The organism is Pseudomonas nitroreducens NBRC 12694 (assembly GCF_002091755.1).
In the GTDB taxonomy this organism is placed as follows: Bacteria; Pseudomonadota; Gammaproteobacteria; order Pseudomonadales; family Pseudomonadaceae; genus Pseudomonas; species Pseudomonas nitroreducens.
This window is the reverse complement of sequence record NZ_BDAI01000001.1, coordinates 700,265-718,866: the sequence shown is the minus strand read 5'-3', so window position 1 is coordinate 718,866 and position 18,602 is coordinate 700,265. Positions and strand designations below refer to the sequence as shown.

Sequence of the window (18,602 nt, the reverse complement as noted above, 5' to 3'; positions counted from 1 at the left end):
TTTGTAGGAGCGAGGCTTGGGACTCAGTGCGCCCCGGCCGCAGCTCCAGAACCCACGCCCGCCGGCAGCGGGCGCGTCAGCAACACTGCCACCATGCTGACTGCCAGCACAATGCCAATGGCATGGAAGGCATCGTTGTAGGCCATGATCGCCGCCTGCTGGTGGACGATCTCGCTGATCTTGCCCAGCGCCGCCTGCTGCGTTCCCAGTTGCGAGGTCAGCTGCGCCAGGCGCTCGTCCACTGCACCGTTCACCGGCACCACCGCTTCACGCAGGTAGTCGTAATAGACCTTGGCGCGGCTATCCAGCAGGGTTGCCAGCAGCGCGATGCCGATGGCGCCGCCGAGGTTGCGCAGGATGTTGAACAGGCTGGAGGCCGAACCGGCGTCCTGCGGTTGCAGATAGACGGTGGCGATCAGCGAGATGGTGACCATCACCATCGGCTGGCCAAGGGCGCGCAACAGCTGGATCTGATTGAACTGCGGGCCGGCGAAGTCCGGGTTGAGCACGCCGGAGAAGAAGCTCGCCATGCCGAACAGGCCGAAGCCCATGGCGCAGAGCAGGCGCGGCTCGATGATCTTCATCAGCTTGGGGATCAGCGGGATGAGGAACAGCTGCGGCACGCCCATCCACATGATCACCTCGCCGATCTGCATGGCGTTGTAGCCCTGGATCTGCGCGAGATACAGCGGTAGCACGTAGATCGAACCGTACAGCCCCATCCCCAGGCCGATGCTGGAAATACTCGACAGGCCGAAGTTGCGGTTGCGCAGGATGCCCAGGTTGATCAGCGGGTTGGGCCGCGAGGTCTGCAGAATCACGAACAGAATCAGGCTGACCAGGGCAATGCTGCCCAAGCTGACGATCAGGTTCGATTCCAGCCAGTCCTTGCGGTGGCCTTCTTCCAGGAACACCTGCAGGCAGCCCAGACCGATGGCCATGGTGACGATGCCGGCGTAGTCGGTGCTTTTCAGCAGCTCCCAGTGCGGCGGCTTCTTCTCCAGGCCGTAGAGCAGGCCGGCGATCATCAACAGGCCCGGCGGGATGTTGATGTAGAAGATGTACTCCCAGCCGAAGTTCTCAGTCAGCCAGCCGCCCAGGGTTGGCCCGATGGAGGGCGCGAAGGTAGCGGTGATGGCGAACAGCGCCATGCCCTTGGGACGGTGGTGTTCCGGCAGCTTGATCAGCGCCAGGGTAAAGGCCAGCGGGATCAGCGCGCCGCCGGTGAAGCCCTGCATGGCGCGGAACACGATCATGCTCTCCAGGTTCCAGGCGAACGAGCAGAGCAGCGAGGAGAACAGGAAGCCGACCGAGATCATCCACGCCAGCCGGCGCGCCGAGAGCAACTGCACCAGCCAGGCAGTGAGCGGGATCATGATGATTTCCGCCACCAGGTAGGAGGTGGAAATCCACGAGCCTTCTTCCAGGGTGGCGGCCAGCGCTCCCTGGATATCCTTCAGCGAGGAGTTGGTGATCTGGATGTCGAGGACCGCCATGAACGCGCCGAGCATGGCGCTGAACACGGCGATCCAGTCGCGGCGGGTCGGCTCCCCGACTGGCCGCACCAGGGCATCAGCGGACACGCAGCTCGACCTCGGCCTCGACGGACATGCCTGGGCGGATCAGGCCCTTCAGCGGGTTGTCGTCGGCGAAGGTGATCTTGACCGGAATGCGCTGCACCACCTTGGTGAAGTTGCCGGTGGCGTTGTCCGGCGGCAGCAGGCTGAACTGCGCGCCGGAGGCGGCGAACAGGCTCTGTACCTGGCCTTCGATGGGCTGGTCGGGGAAGGAGTCGAACACCAGCCTGGCGGTCTGGCCGGGGCGCATCTTGCCGATCTGGGTTTCCTTGAAGTTGGCCTGGACCCAGATGCCGTCGTCCGGCACCAGCGACAGCAACTGGCTGCCAACCTGCACGTACTGGCCGACACGGGCGCCGCGCTGGCCGACCAGGCCGCTGACCGGCGCGTGGATTTCGGTGCGGGCGAGGTTGATCTCGGCCTGGGTGATGTCGGCGCGGGCGCTTTCGATCTGCGCCTGCAGGCGCTGGACATCGGTGCCCAGGGTTTCGCGCTGTACGCGCTGGGCCTGCAGGTCGGCCTGGGCCTTGGCCACCTGGGAGCGGGCGACGTTGGAGTCGGCGGCCAGGGTGGTGACGCGTTCTTCCGACACGTAGCCGGGCTTGCGCAGCGCCTGGGCGCGGCCGAGATCGACTTCGGTGCGGCCGAGGGTGGCCTGGCTGGCGTTCACGTCGGCCGCGCTGGCGGCGATCATGCTGGTCTGGCCCTTGAGCTTGCTGCGCGCCTGCTCCAGCTCCGCCTCGCGGGTGGCCAGGGTGGCCTTGGCGCGGTCCAGGGCGAGCTGGAAATCAGCAGCTTCCAGCTTCACCAGCAACTGACCTTTCTCCACGTGCTGGTTGTCCTGCACCAGTACCTCGTCGACGCGGGCGCCGAGCTGGCTGGCAATGCGGGTGATCTCGCCCTGCACGTAGGCGTTGTCGGTGGTCTCGACGAAGCGGCCGATGAAGTACCAGCGCGCCAGGAAGGCGAGGGCGACCACGGCGAGGATGACGAAGAACACGGTCAGGCGGCGTTGTAATTGTGCGGGCATAGGTAAACGAGCGTTTGGTTGGCCAAAAAATGTTTGCCAATGTAACAGTGTTCCGTGGCAGCACGTAGCCGCTACACTTCGGAAACTTTGTTGCTTATAGGGAACAATCATGGGGCTGGATGATGCGCTGATCTTCACCCGCGTCGTGGAGCTGCACAGTTTCACCCAGGCCGCGCACAGCCTGGGCATGCAGAAGTCGACGGTGAGCCGGCGTATCGCGCTGCTGGAGGAGCGCCTGGGCGTGCGCCTGATCAACCGCACCACCCGCAAGCTGCGCCTGACCGAAGTGGGTCAGGCCTACTACGACCGCTGCCGGCAGATCATGCACGACTTCGCTGAGGCGGAGCAGGCGGTGATGCAGTTGCAGCAGGCGCCTTCGGGATTGTTGCGAATCACCGCGCCCATCGAGTTCGGCCAGATGTACCTGGCCAAGGTGCTGGGCGATTTCATGAACCTTTATCCACAGATCACCGCCGAGGTCGAGCTGACCTCGCGCAACGTCGATCCGCTGGAGGAGGGCGTGGACATCGTCATCATGGTCGGCCAGCCGGAAGACTCGACGCTGATCGCCCGGCGCATGCTCACCACCAACCGCTGCCTGTGCGCCAGCCCGGATTACCTGGAGCTGCACGGCCGCCCCGAGACCGTCGAGGAGCTCGCCGGCCACCGCGCCGTGCTGTTGCAGGCCGACTCCCAGCGCTACTGGCCACTGCGCGGGGAAACCGTGCCGTGCCACCGGGTGCTGTCCTGCAACAACATCACCTTCGCCCGCGAAACCGTGCTGGCGGGGGCGGGAATCGCCTCGCTGCCGGAACTCATCGTCGACGAGGAGCTGGCCAGCGGGCGTCTGGTCCGGGTGTTACCGCAGATCCAGCTGCCGGTGGGCGAGTTGTACGCGGTGTACCCGTCGCGGCGCTTCCAGGCGATGAAGGTGAAGGCCTTCCTCGACTTCCTGATCAACAACCTGCCCATCGATCCCGGTCGCTGGCTGGAGCCGAAGGCGGCCCGCCTGATACCATCGCACCCATGAGCGCGTGCGCCGTCGCGCGCTGTCCGCTTCACACGAAGAATTGCTGCACACGAGAGCCTTCATGACCACAGTCCGCACCCGTATCGCGCCGTCTCCCACCGGTGACCCGCACGTCGGCACCGCGTATATCGCGCTGTTCAACCTCTGCTTCGCCCGCCAGCACGGCGGTCAGTTCATCCTGCGTATCGAGGACACCGACCAGGTGCGTTCGACCCGCGAGTCGGAACAGCAGATCTTCGACGCACTGCGCTGGCTGGGTATCGAGTGGGATGAGGGCCCGGACGTCGGCGGCCCGCACGGCCCGTATCGGCAGAGCGAGCGCGGCGCCATCTATAAGCAGTACAGCGACGAGCTGGTCGACAAGGGCCACGCCTTCCCCTGCTTCTGCTCCTCCGAGCGCCTCGACGCGCTGCGTGCCGAGCAGCAGGCGCGCAAGGAAACCCCGCGCTACGACGGCCATTGCATGCACATCCCGAAAGAGGAATCGGCCAAGCGCATCGCCGCCGGTGAGTCCCACGTGGTGCGCATGAAGGTGCCGACCGAGGGCGTCTGCGTGGTGCCGGACATGCTCCGTGGCGACGTGGAAATCCCGTGGGACCGCATGGACATGCAGGTGCTGATGAAGGCCGACGGCCTGCCCACGTACTTCCTCGCCAACGTGGTCGACGACCACCTGATGGGCATCACCCACGTCCTGCGCGGCGAAGAGTGGCTGCCTTCGGCGCCCAAGCTGATCAAGCTCTACGAGTACTTCGGCTGGGAACAGCCGGTGCTGTGCTACATGCCGCTGCTGCGCAACCCGGACAAGAGCAAGCTGTCCAAGCGCAAGAATCCTACCTCCATCACCTTCTACGAGCGCATGGGCCTGCTGCCCCAGGCGCTGCTGAACTACCTCGGCCGCATGGGCTGGTCCATGCCTGACGAGCGCGAGAAGTTCAGCCTGGCGGAGATGATCGAGCATTTCGACCTGTCCCGCGTGTCGCTGGGCGGGCCGATCTTCGATATCGAGAAGCTCTCCTGGCTGAACGGCCAGTGGATCCGCGAGCTGTCCGTCGAGGACTTCGCGAAGGAAGTGCAGAAGTGGGCGCTCAACCCCGAGTACCTGATGAAGATCGCCCCGCACGTGCAAGGCCGCGTGGAGAACTTCAGCCAGATCGCTCCGCTGGCCGGTTTCTTCTTCAGCGGCGGCGTGCCGCTGGACGCCAAGCTATTCGAGCACAAGAAACTCGATGCCACCCAGGTTCGCCAGGTGCTGCAACTGGTCCTGTGGAAGCTCGAAGCGCTGCGCCAGTGGGAAAAGGATCGCATCACCGCGACCATCCAGGCGGTGGCCGAACACCTGGGTCTCAAGCTGCGTGACGTGATGCCGCTGATGTTCCCGGCCATCACCGGTCAGGCCAGTTCGGTGTCGGTGCTCGACGCCATGGAAATCCTCGGCGCCGACCTGTCGCGCTATCGCCTGCGCCAGGCCCTGGAACTGCTGGGTGGTGCGTCGAAGAAAGAAGCCAAGGAGTGGGAAAAGATTCGCGACGCCATCGGCTCCTGAGTTCTTTCCTCCACTGAAAAAGGCCGGACGCTGCAAAGCTCCGGCCTTTTTTCACACCGGCGTCGTTGATTGCGGACGTACCGGGGGAGGGCAGGCGAGCCGCGGATTTCGCCGGCCGGAAACCGCGGTGGTCACTTAAGTGATTGTTCTGTGGGAGAAAAAAATAAGAAATCTGAAAAAATGTTGTTGACAGGGGTTCGCCTCGCCCCTAAGATGCGCCCCGTTCCAGCGACGAACTGAACTGACAGAGCGAAGCGGAACGGTAGATCCAGCGGTACTTTGGGGCTATAGCTCAGCTGGGAGAGCGCTTGCATGGCATGCAAGAGGTCGACGGTTCGATCCCGTCTAGCTCCACCAAATTACCAGTAAGCTTCGTTTGTCCGAGCGGAGCTGAAATCGAAGGTTTTGCGTCCCCTTCGTCTAGTGGCCTAGGACACCGCCCTTTCACGGCGGTAACAGGGGTTCGAGTCCCCTAGGGGACGCCACTATTCCAGCGACGATGCGTTCGCGTCGTCAGCCAGAGTCATCTGGGGCTATAGCTCAGCTGGGAGAGCGCTTGCATGGCATGCAAGAGGTCGACGGTTCGATCCCGTCTAGCTCCACCAAATTCCCATACGGGATGAAGCCAGAATCCACCGCCTGGTGGGTTTCTTCGAAGGATATGTCCCCTTCGTCTAGTGGCCTAGGACACCGCCCTTTCACGGCGGTAACAGGGGTTCGAGTCCCCTAGGGGACGCCATTTTTATCGCTCTGCGATGCCTATAGGGCCACTGAGACTTTCAGTGGCCCTTTTGTTTTTATCCCTCTCCGAAAAATTTCTCCCGACCGGCGGTCGCAACTTCTGCTTGCCGATTTTTATTATGTGAATAATATTCTATCCATAATATTTCAGCCGGAGGCCCGCCATGAGCGACAAGAAAGCCCAGACCCGCGAACGCATCCTCTCTGCCGCCACCAGCGCGCTGCTGCAGCGTGGCCCGGTCGGCCCGAGCGTGGGCGAGGTGATGTCGGCGGCGGGGCTGACGGTGGGCGGTTTCTATTCGCACTTCGAGAGCAAGGATGCGCTGATGCTGGAAGCCTTCCGCGAACTGCTTGCCAAGCGTCGCGAAGGGCTCAAGCGCTTCGATCCGAAGTTGAGCTTCGCAGAGCGCCGCGCGCTGACGGCGCAGTTCTACCTGTCGCGCAAGCATCGCGATACCGAGGAGGAGGGTTGCCCGATTCCCAGTTCGCTCAACGAGGTGGCCAACCTCCCGGAAGCTTTCCGCCAGACCCTGGAAGAGCACGTGGAATTGATGGTCGCGGCTTTGGCCGGGCGTCCTGAAGAGATCGACACGGTGCTCAGCGACATGGCCCTGATGATTGGTGGCTTGGCGCTGGCACGGGCCCTGGGCGACGGCGACCTGTCCGATCGCGTCCTGCGTGCCGCGAAGAAAGCGGTGGTCTGAGGAGGTGCGAAAAAATGAATAGCCTGAGCTGGGTTCGAGGCATCAATGCCACCCTGGGGCGCGTGGCGCCGCAATGGGCGGCGGGGCGCATGCGTGAGCTGTTCGTGACGCCTAATGAACATGCGCCGCGTGACTGGGAGCTGCCGCTGCTGGCCAGCTCGGAGCGCGTGACCCTGCGCTTTGGTTTGTCCGCGTTGCGCTGGGGAGAAGGGCCGGCTGTGTTGCTGATGCACGGTTGGGAAGGGCGGCCGACCCAGTTCGCCACGCTGATCGAGAATCTGGTGGGGGCCGGTTATGGCGTGATCGCCCTGGACGGACCGGCGCATGGGCGCTCGCCCGGTCGGGAAGCGGATATCGTGCTGTTCGCCCGTGCGCTCCTTGAGGCGGCTGGCGAGCTGCCTCCGCTGCGCGCCGTGATCGGCCATTCCATGGGCGGCGCCAGCGCCTTGCTGGCCACCCAGATGGGCTTGCGTACCGAAACGCTGGTCACCATCGGTGCACCCAGCAATGTGCTCGGCGTCCTGCGGGGTTTCTCCAGCGTCGTCGGCTTGCCGCCGGTAGCGCGCTCGCGCTTCATCCGGATGATCGAAAGCCGCGCGGGGATTGCCGCCAGACAACTGGATGTGGCGCGCTATCAGCTGGACTTTCCTGGCCTGGTGGTTCACGCCGAGGATGACCGCTACGTGCGCGTGAGCGAGGCGGTGGCCATCCATGAAGCCTGGCCGCAAAGCCGGCTGCTGCGCCTGCCCGCTGGCGGACATCACCGGGTGATGGCGGACGCAGCCGTCATCGACGCGATCCTCGAGTTGCTGGAAGCGGTCGAGGAGCCGCTGCCCCTGGCCCTGGTTTCCTGAGTCATTCACCCTGGTGATGACGGCGGCTACAGGCCGCCGTTTTCGTTTCGTGATGGCCCCTTGCGGGTCGTCAGGCCCGGCGCGCTGGCGTAGACTTTCGGGCATTTCCGGCCGCCCCGGCCTGGGCGCGAGGTCTTGCGCACGCGGGTGGTCGATTGGGGGGAATGCATGAATCTGTCGCTGGATTGGGTACTGCAGAAGGCACGCCCTGTCATGCCGGTGCTGGTGATCGACGATGTGGCGCTGGCCGCCGACCTGGCCCGTGCACTGTATGAGGGGGGTGTACGGGTGCTGGAAGTGACCCTGCGCACGCCGCAGGCGCTGGATGCGGTCGCGGAGATCCGCCGCGAGCTGCCGGAGATGATCGTCGGTGCCGGTACCCTGATCCACACCGAGCAATTCCAGGAAGCCCGCGATGCCGGCGCCCAGTTCGCCGTCAGCCCCGGTTGCACGCCGCGCCTGGTAGCCGCCGCCGACGATGCGAAGCTGCCGTTCCTGCCGGGCGTGATGACGCCCTCCGAGGTGCTGGTGGCGCTGGAGTACGGATATCGCTCGCTGAAGCTCTTCCCCGCCGACGGCAATGCCGCGATCAAGATGCTCAAGAGCCTCAAGGCACCCTTCGCCGGCATCCGCTTCTGCCCGACCGGCGGGATTACCCAGGAAAACCTGCTCAACGTGTTGCGCCTGCCCAATGTCGCCTGCGTCGGAGGCACCTGGATCGCACCGCCCAGCCTGGTACGCGCCCGCGCCTGGGATCAGATCACCCAATTGGCCAGCGAGGCGCGCGCGCTGGCTGCAAGCCTGGAGCATGCTTCATGAGTTGGCGGTTACCCGATCCGTTCGTCATCGATATCGAGGTCAAGTCCGAGGACATCGACGGTCTCGGTCACGCCAATAACGCGGTGTACGTCAGCTGGCTGGAGCGCTGCGCCTGGCGGCATTCGCAGAAACTCGGGCTGGACCTGGCCGAGTATCGCCGGCTGGACCGCGCCATGGCCGTGGTCCGCCACGAAGTGGACTACCTGGCCGCCGCCTACGAAGGTGATCAGTTGCAGTTGGCGACCTGGATCGTCGAGTCAGACCAGCGCCTGAAGATGACCCGCTACTTCCAGTTGGTGCGCCCGGCGGACGCCCTGACCCTCCTGCGCGCGCAGACCACCTTCGTCTGCATCGAGTTATCCACCGGCAAACCCAAGCGCATGCCAGCGGAGTTCATCGAAGGTTACGGCCGCGCTCTGCTCTCCCCGGACACCCTGGCCGCTGGCGCGTGATCCGTCGCGCCGCGCTTTTCCCGGCGCGGCGCATTCCCTACAATCCGCGGCCTTCGCCATAGCCCGAGATTCCCCCGTGCAGATCGCCCTGGCCCCGATGGAGGGGCTGGTAGATGACATCCTCCGCGATGTGCTGACCCGCGTCGGCGGCATCGACTGGTGCGTCACCGAATTCATCCGCATCAATGACCGACTGCTGCCGCCGTCGTCCTTCCTGGCGCTCGCCCCGGAACTGGTGCACGGCAGCAAGACGCGCGCCGGCGTGCCGATGCGTGTGCAACTGCTCGGCTCCGACCCGCAACTGCTGGCGGAGAACGCCGTGCAGGCCTGCGAACTGGGTGCGCCGGTGATCGACCTGAATTTCGGCTGCCCGGCCAAGACAGTGAACCGCTCCCGTGGCGGCGCGGTGCTGCTCAAGGAGCCCGAGCTGATGTTCAGCATCATCGAGGCCGTGCGCCGTGCGGTGCCTGCGCACATTCCGGTGACCTCGAAGATGCGCCTGGGCTACGACAGCCCGGACGGCGCCATCGATTGCGCCCGCGCCCTGGCCGACGCCGGTTCCGCCCATGTGGTGGTACACGCCCGGACCAAGGCCGATGGTTACAAGCCGCCCGCGCATTGGGAGTGGGTGGCGAAAGTAGCGGATGCGGTGAAGGTTCCGGTGTTCGCCAATGGCGAAGTCTGGACGCTCGAGGATTACCATCGCTGCCGTTCCATCAGCGGCGTGGCGGACATCATGCTCGGCCGTGGGCTGGTTTCGCGCCCCGATCTGGCCCGGCAGATCGCCGCGTGGCGTGACGGCCGCGAGGTGGTGCCGATGCCCTGGTCGGAAGTGCGCGTGCTGCTCGACGACTTCTGGCGCCAGGCCCGGCGCAAGCTGGCACCGCGCTATGCGCCCGGGCGCCTGAAGCAGTGGCTGGGGATGCTTACCCGCAGTTATCCCGAGGCCGTGGAGCTATTCGCCCAGGTACGCCGCGAGCACGATTGCGACGTGCTGGATCGGATGCTGCAGGTCGAGATCGAAGCGGCCGCCTGATCTGCTCTTCGCAGGAGCGAGCGCCACGATTACACCGAATCAGCGGCCGCCGCTGACGTCGACGAAACTGCCGGTGGAATAACTGGACTCGTCCGAGGCGAGGAACAGGATCGCCCGCGCCACTTCCTCAGCCTCACCGCCACGCCCCAGCGGAATCGCCGCTTGCAGGCGCTCCACACGCCCGGGTTCGCCGCCACTGGCATGGATTTCGGTCTTGATCAGCCCAGGCCGCACGGCATTCACGCGGATGCCTTCTGCCGCCACTTCCTTGGCCAGGCCGATGGTCAGGCTGTCCACGGCGCCCTTGGCGGCGGCGTAGTCGATGTACTCGTTGGGCGAGCCCAGGCGCGAGGCCATGGACGATACGTTGACGATGCTGCCACCGTTGCCGCCGTGCTTGCGCGCCATGCGTTTGATCGCCTCGCGGCAGCAGAGGAAAGTGCCGGTGACATTCACCGCGAATACCCGCTGCAGGCGCGCCACGTCCATGTCTTCCAGGCGCATCTGGCGCTCGAGGATGCCGGCGTTGTTCACCAGCACGTCGAGGCGGCCGAAGGCTTCGTCCACTTCTCGGAACAGCTGCAGCACATCGCTCTCGTTCGCCACGTCGGCGGCGAAGGCGCGTGCCTTGCCGCCAGCCCCTGTGATTTGTGTCACCAACTCATCGGCGGCCTCGCGTTCGCGACGATAATTGATCGCCACGGCGTAGCCGCGCTCCGCGGCGAGCAGGGCGGTGGCGGCGCCGATGCCGCGACTGGCGCCGGTGATCAGCATGACCTTGAGCATGGAAAATCGTCCTGTGGCGAAGGGGGCTTGAAATGGATTCGAGCAGCCCAATCTATGTTCCTGCGGGAGGCCGAAGTCGGGTCCCGCAACGGAGTTCTGAAGACAGGCTCCCGATCATACCTTGCTGAAATTTTCAGGAGATTCGCAATGAGCAACGTCCTTTCCCTCGCCCCGCTGTTCCGCCAGTCCGTCGGCTTCGATCGTTTCAACGATCTGTTCGAATCCGCCCTGCGCAGTGAAAGCGGCAGTTCCTACCCGCCCTACAACGTCGAGAAGCATGGTGACGACCAGTACCGCATCGTCATCGCCGCTGCCGGCCTGCAGGAGGAAGACCTGGAGCTGCAAGTGGAGCGCGGCGTGCTGACCGTCAACGGCGGCAAGCGCGAAAAGGCTTCCGAGAGCGTCACCTACCTGCACCAGGGCATTGCCCAGCGCGCCTTCAAGCTGTCGTTCCGCCTCGCCGACCATATCGAGGTCCAGGGCGCGTCGCTGAAGAACGGCCTGCTCAGCGTCGAGCTGGTGCGTATCGTTCCGGAAGAAGCCAAGCCCAAGCGGATTGCCATCAACGGCCAGCGCCCGGCCATCGAAGGCTGAGCAACGCCCCGGCGCTAGCCGGTTCGTAGCCGCAAAGCAAAACGCCCGTCTCGACAGAGACGGGCGTTTTCGTTCGTGCCTCGATCAGGCATTTTGCTCCAGCGGCGCCGAGCGATTGCGCCACCAGGCGATGACGATGGCTGCCATCAGCACGAAGCCCAGGTAACCCATGGCCGGGTAGACCAGCCCCACCAACCTGACGAAGCCGACCTGGCTGGCGATGAAGGCGAGCACCACCGCGACCACGGTCGCCACGCGGAAGGGCACGCCGTAGGCAGCGCAGCGCGCGGCCAGGGTGTAGGCGAAACCGCTGGTGGTGCAATACAGCTTCACCAGCAGCAGGGCGAGCATCACGTCGCCGAACCAGGGGGCGATGTTGTTGCTCAGCAGCAGGGTGGGAATGGCGCTGCCACCGATCACGTCGATCTGCACCAGCATGACCAGCGCCATGGCGAGGATCAGCACGCCGACGCCGATACCACCGAACACGCCGCCCAGCGCGGCAGTGCGCAGGTTCGCCACGCTGCCCCCCATCACCACCACGGCGGCCGCGGTGGCGGCGACGTTGTAGGAGACGTAGAGCAACGCGCCGAGCAGCCAGTTGGGCGCCGGGTGCGGCACGGCGAGGGCGATCTGCTCCAGCTCCGCCAGCGGCTTCTGGATGTGTGTCAGCGCGTAGATGGCGATGATTGCGACGATGATCATCAGTACCGGGGTGATCAGGCTCATCAGGGTGATCACCCGCTTCAGGCCCATGCACACGGTGATGATGGTCAGCACGCCGAGGACGATCCCGCCGATGGAATGACCGATGCCCAGTTGCTGCTCGAAGGACGAGTTCGCCCCGGCGAACATGACCACCATGGTGCCGAACAGGAAGAAGGTCAGCATCAGGTCGACGACACGGCCCAGCGGCTTGCCACAGATGAACTCCATGGCTTCCTTGTGCGACTGGGTCTGCAGGCGGCTGCCGATCTGGTAGAGGTTCATCAGCAGGAAGGCGAACAGCGCCAGCGCCACCAGGCCGCCGGCCAGGCCCATGATGCCGAAGCCGCCGAAGAACTGGAGGATCTCCTGGCCCGAGGCGAAGCCGACGCCCACCACCAGGCCGATGTACGCACCGCCGAGCTTGAGACTGGTTTTCATGATCGAGACTCTGTTGTTGTTATGGGGCGGCCCGGCTCAGCGCCGGACCTCAAAAGGGCTTACGCCTGGCCGACGTAGGCCTGGATTTCCACCTCGACGTCCACGCCCAGTGCCAGGGCGGACGCCACGCAGGAACGCACCGGCAGGCCCTGGTCGAAGTAGCGCTTGTAGACTTCGTTGAATCCGGCGAAGTGGGACATGTCCGACAGCCACACGGTGGCCTTCACCACCTGGGAGAAGTTCGCGCCGCAGGCTTCCAGGCTCTCGGCGATGCGGGTCATCACTGCCTCGGTCTGGGTCTGGATGTCGCCTTTCACCACCTGACCGTCTGCGGTCATCGGCACCTGTCCGGAGAGGAACAGGAAGCCGCCGGCTTTCACCGCGCGGGAGAAGGGGAAGGGCAGGCTGCTGGGGTAACGCTGGATATCGCTCATGGGTAAGTCTCCGGGGGAATTCAACGCAGGCGCGCCGGGTCCAGGCGCTGGGGATCGACGCCTTCCTGGCGCAGGGATTCGGGGAGCGGCTGGCCGAGCAGCAGCGATTGGGCCAGGCGCGAAACGCCGTCGGCGGACTGGATGCCGTAGCCGCCCTGGGCGGCCAGCCAGAAGAACGCCGGGTTCTGTGCATCCGCACCAATCACCAGATCGCCGTCGGAGACGAAGGAGCGCAGGCCGGCCCAGCTATGGTTCGGCCGACGGATCGCCAGGGTGGTGTGCTCCTCGATGTGGTACACGCCCAGGGCGATATCGAGTTCCTCGGGCTGCACGTCCTGCGCTTCCACCGGGTCGGCGTTGGCGGGGGAGCCGAGCAATTGGCCGGCATCGGGCTTGAAGTAGAAGCTTTCGTCGATGCCGATCACCGTCGGCCACTGGCTGATGTCCGCGCCGTCGGGCGCCGGGAAGGTGAAGGCGGTACGGCGGCAGGGTTGCAGGCCGATTGGGCGGATGCCTGAGCGCTCGGCCACATGGTCGGCCCACGCGCCGGCGGCATTGACCAGTTGCGTGGCGTGGACGGTTTCGGCCTGGCTGAGTTCGAGCGTCCACGCGCCATCCGCATAGTCAGCCGACAGCAGCTCACGGTTGCAGCGCAGCTCGCCACCGCGCTGGCGCAGCGCGCGCAGATAGCCCTGGTGCAGGGCGTGTACGTCGAGATCGCGGGCGTCGGGCTCGTAGAGCGCACCGATGATCGCGTCCGCGCGAAGGCAGGGAAGGCGCTCCAGGGCTTCTTCGGTGCTGATGCGCTCCACGCCGGGCGTAGCTTCGGCCTGGTTCAGCAACTCGATGTGCTCGGGGCCGCCGATGTACAGACAGCCGCGCGGGGTGAGGATCGGGTGCTCGCTGAAACCGGCCGGCGGATGCTCGTAGAAGGCGCGGCTGGCACGGGTCAGCGCCTGGATCTGCGGCGTGCCGTAGGCCTCCATGAACATGGCGGCCGAACGCCCGGTGGCGTGGTAGCCGGGCTGTTCTTCGCGTTCCAGTACCAGCACCTTGTGCGTCTCGCTCAGGCGGTAGGCGAGGGAGGCTCCGGCAATGCCGGCGCCGATGATGACGAAATCGAAATGGCTCACTGCAAGGGCCTTCTGAGTGATTTCTCTTATGTGAGAAATCTAAGATATGAGAATTTTTGCGACAAAGGCAAGGCCCGGTAAACTTTCGTCGGCCCCCTCACGAGAAGTCCCATGAGCGAAACCGCCCAAGCACTACCCAAGCCCCAGCAGCTGGATCGAGACGAAGTCGGAGCGCGTCTGCGGGCAGTTCGCAAGCAACAGAAGCTGACCCTGAAACAGCTCTCCGACCTGTCTGGCGTAGCGGTTTCCACCTTGTCGAAGATGGAGCTGGCGCAGGTCGCGGTGAGCTACGACAAGCTGGCTGCCGCCGCCCGCGCGCTGCAGGTGGATATCGCTCAGTTGTTCCGCCCGCTGCCGGCCGTCGGCGTCCTGGCGGGTCTTAAGACTTTCGTGAAGACTCGCGTCGACGATGCTGCCGGCTACGACACTGGGGGGTATGAGTACTACCCGATTGCCGGCGATTTCCCACAGCGCAATATGACGCCGCTGTACGCGCGCATCTTTGCCCGCGAGGTCGGCGAATTCGACGACTACGTTCGCCACCCCGGTCAGGAGTTCGCCATGGTGGTGGCCGGCCGCGTGCGGATCCAGTTCGAGACGGGCGAGTCGGTGAGCATCGGCCTGCGCGAGACGGCCTATTTCGACAGCAGCGTCGGCCATCTTTATCTCAACGATGGCGAGGCCGACGAGGCGCAGGTGATGGTCGTGATGTCGGAGTCGCGGCCCGCCGAGTAGCGGGCTTCAGGTCGCCTGTTGCTCGCGGCTGGGCAGCAGCGCGATGAACTCCTCCAGCGGTACCGGGCGGCTGAACAGGTAGCCCTGGTACAGGTGGCAACCCTGCTCGGCCAGCAGCGCCAGCTGCTCCGGGGTTTCCACCCCTTCGGCCACCAGTTCCAGTCCGAGGCTGTGGCCCATGGCGATGATGGCGCGGACGATTTCCGCATCGTTGCTGTCGTTGGGCGCGTCGCGCACGAAGCTCTGGTCGATCTTCAGGCTGTCCACCGGCAGGCGCTTGAGGTAGGTGAGCGATGAGTAGCCGGTGCCGAAGTCATCCATGGCGAAACGCACGCCGGCCTCGCGCAGGCGCTGCATGCGCGCGATGGTGTCGTCCAGTTGCTGGATCACGATGCCCTCGGTGATCTCCAGCTTGAGCAGGCTGGGCGGCAGCCTGGTCTTGTGCAGCAGCGCCAGCAGGCGCTCGACGAAATCGCTCTGGCGGAACTGCCGCGGGCTGATGTTCACGCTCAGGCTGAAATTCTCGATGTCGATGCGGCCTTCGGCGAGCAGCTGCGCGCCGGTACGGCAGGCTTCCTCGATGACCCACTGGCCGACTTCGACGATCAGCCCGCTGTCCTCCAGTACGCGGATGAAACTGGCCGGCGATTGCGGGCCGAGAATCGGGTGGCGCCAACGCAGCAATGCTTCGGCGCCGACGATGCGTGAATCGCGGGTGTCCACCTGCGGCTGGTAGTGCAGGTTGAATTCACGCCGGGCGAGGGCCATGCGCAGGCCGTTCTCCAGGCGCAGGCGCTCGCTGGCGGCCTGCTGCATGGATTCGTGGAACAGCTGCACGGTGTTCCGCCCGGCGTCCTTGGCGCGGTACATGGCGATGTCGGCGCGCTTGAGCAGGTCGTCCGGGGTGGCGCCGTCGTCGGGGATCAGCGCTATGCCGATGCTCGGGGTGATCTGCAGGCGGTGGCCGTCGAGCAGCATCGGCTCGGCCAGCAGGTCGCGCAGTTTTTCTGCCAGCTGGCGCACCTGCTGGGCGGTTTCCAGTCGGCTGCCTTCGATACCGGTGATCAGCACCACGAACTCGTCGCCGCCCAGGCGGGCCACGGTGTCTTCCTGGCGCACGCTGGCCTCCAGGCGCGCGGTGACCATCTGCAGGATGGAGTCGCCGACGGAGTGGCCGAGGGAATCGTTGATGTGCTTGAAGTGGTCCAGGTCGAGGAACAGCAGCGCACCGCGCAGGCTGTGGCGCTGGAGCAGGGCGATCTGCTGCTTGAGGCGATCCATCAGCAGGGCGCGATTGGGCAGGTCGGTCAGGGCGTCATGGTAGGCGAGGTGCTGGATGCGTGCCTCGGCCTCGCGCAGCTCGCTGGTGTCGCGGGCGGTGAGCAGCAGGCAATTCACGCCGCCCAGTTCGATCGGTTCCACCGACACGTCGACCGTCTTGATCGTGCCGTCACGGTGGCGGCCACGCATTTCCAGATGGTGGACGAAGCCGTCGCGGTTGAGCGCGGCGATCATGTTCAGGCGCTCGTCCGGGTCGGCCCAGATATTGATGCCCAGTGCCGTCTGCCCGATAACCTCCTCGGTGCGGTAGCCGGTGAGGCGGTGGAAGCCTTCGTTGACCTCGATGTAGCGGCCGGTGTCGCGCTCGGTGATGGTGATAGCGTCGGGGCTGGAGTGGAATGCCTTGGCGAACTTCTCCTGGCTGGCCTTGAGCGCGGCCTCGGCCTGCAGGCGCCGGGTGACGTCACGGAAGCTGGAGAGGATGCACAACTGGCGGTCGACCCAGATCAGCCGGCTGGCGACCATGCAGGTGATGGTCTGGCCTTCGCGGGTGAGGAACTGTACTTCGACATTCTGCAGCGCGTGGTCGCGCATCAGTTGCTCGAACAGGCGCGAGCGCTGGTGATGATCGGCCCAGAAGGTGACCTGGTGGGACGAGCGGCCGATGATGTCCTCGGCGAGCCAGCCGAAAGTGCTGCAGAAGCTCGGGTTCACTTCCACGAACTCGCCGTCGCGCACTCGTGAGACGCAGATCGGGTCCGGGCTGCCCTGGAACAGACTGGCGAACTTCTCCTCCGAGGCTTGCAGGCTGCGCTCGCGGAGCACGCGCTCGGTGATGTCGAGCAGGGTGCCGGCCATGCGCAGCGGCTTGCCGCTGGTATTGCGGTAGAGGCGGGCGCGGCTCTCCAGGTAGCGGACTTCGCCGGAGTCGAGCTGGGCGCGGTAGGTGAACTGGTAGTCGTTCTCCGGGCCGCGGGCGAGGCGGGCGTAGGCCTGGCGCATGCGCGCGCGGTCGGTCTTGTCGACGCAGGCGAAGAATTCGCCGAAGGGCCCGTGGAAATCCCGGTCAGGCAATTCGTGCAGAACGGCGGCGCGGGCGGAGCCGTAGAGCAGGCCGCTGGGAATATGCCAGTCCCAGATGCCCAGTTGTGCGGAGTCCAGCGCCAGGTCGAGGCGCTCTTGGCTGTCGCGCAGGGCCTGTTCCTGGGCGCGCACACGGGTAATGTCGCGGACGGTCAGGACCAGGCAGGGATGGTCGTCCAGTTCGATCTGGCAGCCGTAGACGCGAGCGCTGCGGACTTCGCCGGTACGGGTCAGCAGGTTGACTTCGAAGCCGTCGAGCTGTTGCTCGGCGGCGATCCTGTCGAGCATCCGCTGGCGCTCGTCGAGGCTGCGCCACAGGCCGAGCTGCACCGAGGTGCGGCCGAGCGCTTCCTCGCGGCTCCAGCCGAAGTGGTCGACAAAACTGGCGTTGAGTTCGAGGAATTTTCCGCTGTCCCGGTCGGTGATGACCATGGCGTCGGGCGCGGTGTGAAAGGCTTTGGCGAACTGGTCCTGGCCGTCGGTAGCGAACGGGGGCGTGCGCGGAACGCGGCTCATGCGGCGCTTCCCCGGCAGCTGGCGGCACCGGCCAAGTGGGGCCGGCTAACGCATGGTGGCGTGCGGACGGGCATTCGGGCCCCTTCTTCTAATTCTGTCAGAACAATAGAGGTTAGGCCGCGACGGGTGCAAGCCCCGCCGCCTGGGCGTCGAGCAGGCGCATGAAGGCCCGCGCGGCGTTGGACAGGGTGCGCTCGGTATGCAGGATGTAGCCGAGCTGACGGCTGAGCTGGATGTCCTGCAGCGGCAGGCGTACGACGCTGTCATCCAGCATCGTACGCGGCAGTACGCTCCAGGCCAGGCCGATGGAGACCATCATCTTGATGGTCTCCATGTAGTTGGTGCTCATGCCGATGTTCGGCGTCAGGCCTTCGGCTTCGAACATGCGCCGCACGATGTGGTGGGTGAAGGTGTTGCCGCCGGGGAACACCGCCGGGTGCCGCGCCACGTCGGCGAGGAATACCGGGCCCTGTACCGACAGCGGGTGCTCGGGGGCGGCGACAAAGTCCAGCGGGTCATCCCAGACCGGCACGGCGCGCACCGGCTCGGCGGTTTCCGGTGCCAGGGTGATCACGGCCAGTTCGGCGCGGCCATGGAGAATCTCTTCGTAGGCTACTTCCGAGTCGCAGAACTGGATATCCAGCGCGACCTGCGGGTGGGCCTTGGTGAAGGCGCGCAGCAGCGGCGGCAGGCGGTGCAGGCCGATGTGGTGACTGGTGGCCAGGACCAGCCGGCCGCTCACCTCGCCGTTGAGGTTGGTCAGGGCGCGGCGGGTGTCGTCCAGCACATTGAGGATCTGGTAGGCACGGGGCAGCAGGGCGCGACCGGATTCGGTCAGGGTCACCTCGCGGCCTACGCGGTCGAACAGGCGCACTCCCAACTGGTTCTCCAGGGCGGCGATGCGCTTGCTGATCGCGGGCTGCGTCAGGTGCAGGCGCTCGCCGGCTTCGGAGAAGCTGCCGGACTCGGCGATGGCGAGGAAGGTGTTGAGGCTGGTCAGGTCCATGTCGACTCCCTGCGCTCTGGATACGGCGCCAGACTTTTATATCGCACCGTATTCCTCGTGGGAATCCTTTGGATAAAAAATATGAATTTGAGTTATTCG

The 18,602-nt window shown here is 65.2% G+C and carries 17 protein-coding genes and 4 tRNA genes; 13 read left to right on the top strand and 8 right to left on the bottom strand.

The features are described from left to right. Positions 1-23: 23 nt before the first annotated feature. Positions 24-1,583, bottom strand: a complete 1,560-nt coding sequence (locus tag PNI01S_RS03340; protein WP_037017955.1) for an MDR family MFS transporter — start codon at positions 1,581-1,583, stop codon at positions 24-26. Continuing rightward, entirely contained in the window at positions 1,573-2,607 is a 1,035-nt protein-coding gene (locus tag PNI01S_RS03335; protein WP_024767346.1) for an HlyD family secretion protein, read from the bottom strand. Before PNI01S_RS03335 ends, PNI01S_RS03340 begins: the two co-directional genes overlap by 11 nt. 109 nt (positions 2,608-2,716) lie before the next feature. Here PNI01S_RS03335 and PNI01S_RS03330 point away from each other — a divergent pair, with 109 nt between their 5' ends. The 11 genes from PNI01S_RS03330 (at position 2,717) to PNI01S_RS03280 (ending at position 9,789) form a co-directional block, all read left to right on the top strand. Further along, positions 2,717-3,637, top strand: coding sequence for a LysR family transcriptional regulator (locus PNI01S_RS03330; protein ID WP_024767345.1), 921 nt, complete (start codon positions 2,717-2,719; stop codon positions 3,635-3,637). A 61-nt stretch (positions 3,638-3,698) separates the two neighbouring features. After that, on the top strand, positions 3,699-5,183 hold the full coding sequence (gltX, locus tag PNI01S_RS03325; protein WP_024767344.1) for a glutamate--tRNA ligase: 1,485 nt from the start codon (positions 3,699-3,701) through the stop codon (positions 5,181-5,183). Positions 5,184-5,464: 281 nt separating this feature from the next. After that, a tRNA-Ala gene (locus tag PNI01S_RS03320) sits at positions 5,465-5,540 on the top strand. Between the two features lie 52 nt (positions 5,541-5,592). Beyond that, a tRNA-Glu gene (locus PNI01S_RS03315) sits at positions 5,593-5,668 on the top strand. Positions 5,669-5,712: 44 nt separating this feature from the next. Next, positions 5,713-5,788: transfer RNA gene (locus tag PNI01S_RS03310), tRNA-Ala, on the top strand. Between the two features lie 58 nt (positions 5,789-5,846). Beyond that, a tRNA-Glu gene (locus tag PNI01S_RS03305) sits at positions 5,847-5,922 on the top strand. A gap of 166 nt (positions 5,923-6,088) precedes the next feature. Then, positions 6,089-6,628: a TetR/AcrR family transcriptional regulator gene (locus tag PNI01S_RS03300; RefSeq protein ID WP_024766899.1), complete on the top strand. Its 540-nt coding sequence runs from the start codon at positions 6,089-6,091 to the stop codon at positions 6,626-6,628. A gap of 14 nt (positions 6,629-6,642) precedes the next feature. Further along, positions 6,643-7,482: an alpha/beta fold hydrolase gene (locus PNI01S_RS03295; RefSeq protein WP_084357424.1), complete on the top strand. Its 840-nt coding sequence runs from the start codon at positions 6,643-6,645 to the stop codon at positions 7,480-7,482. 168 nt (positions 7,483-7,650) lie between these two features. Then, positions 7,651-8,301: a bifunctional 4-hydroxy-2-oxoglutarate aldolase/2-dehydro-3-deoxy-phosphogluconate aldolase gene (locus PNI01S_RS03290; RefSeq protein ID WP_084357423.1), complete on the top strand. Its 651-nt coding sequence runs from the start codon at positions 7,651-7,653 to the stop codon at positions 8,299-8,301. Beyond that, positions 8,298-8,753: an acyl-CoA thioesterase gene (locus PNI01S_RS03285; protein WP_024766902.1), complete on the top strand. Its 456-nt coding sequence runs from the start codon at positions 8,298-8,300 to the stop codon at positions 8,751-8,753. Before PNI01S_RS03290 ends, PNI01S_RS03285 begins: the two co-directional genes overlap by 4 nt. Positions 8,754-8,829: 76 nt before the next feature. Further along, the gene (locus PNI01S_RS03280; protein WP_084357422.1) at positions 8,830-9,789 is read left to right on the top strand and encodes a tRNA dihydrouridine synthase; all 960 of its coding nucleotides are present in this window, start codon (positions 8,830-8,832) and stop codon (positions 9,787-9,789) included. 39 nt (positions 9,790-9,828) lie between these two features. Here the strand turns inward: PNI01S_RS03280 and PNI01S_RS03275 are convergent, their stop codons facing one another. Continuing rightward, positions 9,829-10,575: an SDR family oxidoreductase gene (locus PNI01S_RS03275; protein WP_084357421.1), complete on the bottom strand. Its 747-nt coding sequence runs from the start codon at positions 10,573-10,575 to the stop codon at positions 9,829-9,831. 147 nt (positions 10,576-10,722) lie between these two features. Here PNI01S_RS03275 and PNI01S_RS03270 point away from each other — a divergent pair, with 147 nt between their 5' ends. Beyond that, positions 10,723-11,169, top strand: coding sequence for an Hsp20 family protein (locus PNI01S_RS03270; protein ID WP_024766905.1), 447 nt, complete (start codon positions 10,723-10,725; stop codon positions 11,167-11,169). 84 nt (positions 11,170-11,253) lie between these two features. Here the strand turns inward: PNI01S_RS03270 and PNI01S_RS03265 are convergent, their stop codons facing one another. The 3 genes from PNI01S_RS03265 to PNI01S_RS03255 are packed head-to-tail and all read right to left on the bottom strand — an operon-like array spanning position 11,254 to position 13,882. After that, on the bottom strand, positions 11,254-12,315 hold the full coding sequence (locus PNI01S_RS03265) for a YkvI family membrane protein (RefSeq protein WP_024766906.1): 1,062 nt from the start codon (positions 12,313-12,315) through the stop codon (positions 11,254-11,256). 59 nt (positions 12,316-12,374) lie between these two features. After that, positions 12,375-12,749, bottom strand: coding sequence for a RidA family protein (locus PNI01S_RS03260; RefSeq protein WP_024766907.1), 375 nt, complete (start codon positions 12,747-12,749; stop codon positions 12,375-12,377). Between the two features lie 20 nt (positions 12,750-12,769). Continuing rightward, positions 12,770-13,882, bottom strand: a complete 1,113-nt coding sequence (locus PNI01S_RS03255; RefSeq protein WP_084357420.1) for an NAD(P)/FAD-dependent oxidoreductase — start codon at positions 13,880-13,882, stop codon at positions 12,770-12,772. A 111-nt stretch (positions 13,883-13,993) separates the two neighbouring features. Here PNI01S_RS03255 and PNI01S_RS03250 point away from each other — a divergent pair, with 111 nt between their 5' ends. Continuing rightward, the gene (locus tag PNI01S_RS03250; RefSeq protein WP_037014620.1) at positions 13,994-14,617 is read left to right on the top strand and encodes a helix-turn-helix domain-containing protein; all 624 of its coding nucleotides are present in this window, start codon (positions 13,994-13,996) and stop codon (positions 14,615-14,617) included. Between the two features lie 6 nt (positions 14,618-14,623). On the opposite strand, the gene PNI01S_RS03245 is transcribed toward PNI01S_RS03250, so the two are convergent. Together PNI01S_RS03245 and PNI01S_RS03240 are read right to left on the bottom strand one after the other, a co-directional pair. Next, positions 14,624-17,497 carry a sensor domain-containing protein gene (locus tag PNI01S_RS03245; protein WP_084357419.1) on the bottom strand — a complete coding sequence of 958 codons (2,874 nt, stop codon included), beginning with the start codon at positions 17,495-17,497 and terminating at the stop codon, positions 14,624-14,626. 112 nt (positions 17,498-17,609) lie between these two features. After that, complete coding sequence (locus PNI01S_RS03240; RefSeq protein WP_024766911.1) at positions 17,610-18,503, bottom strand: LysR family transcriptional regulator; 894 nt, start codon at positions 18,501-18,503, stop codon at positions 17,610-17,612. Positions 18,504-18,602: the final 99 nt, after the last annotated feature.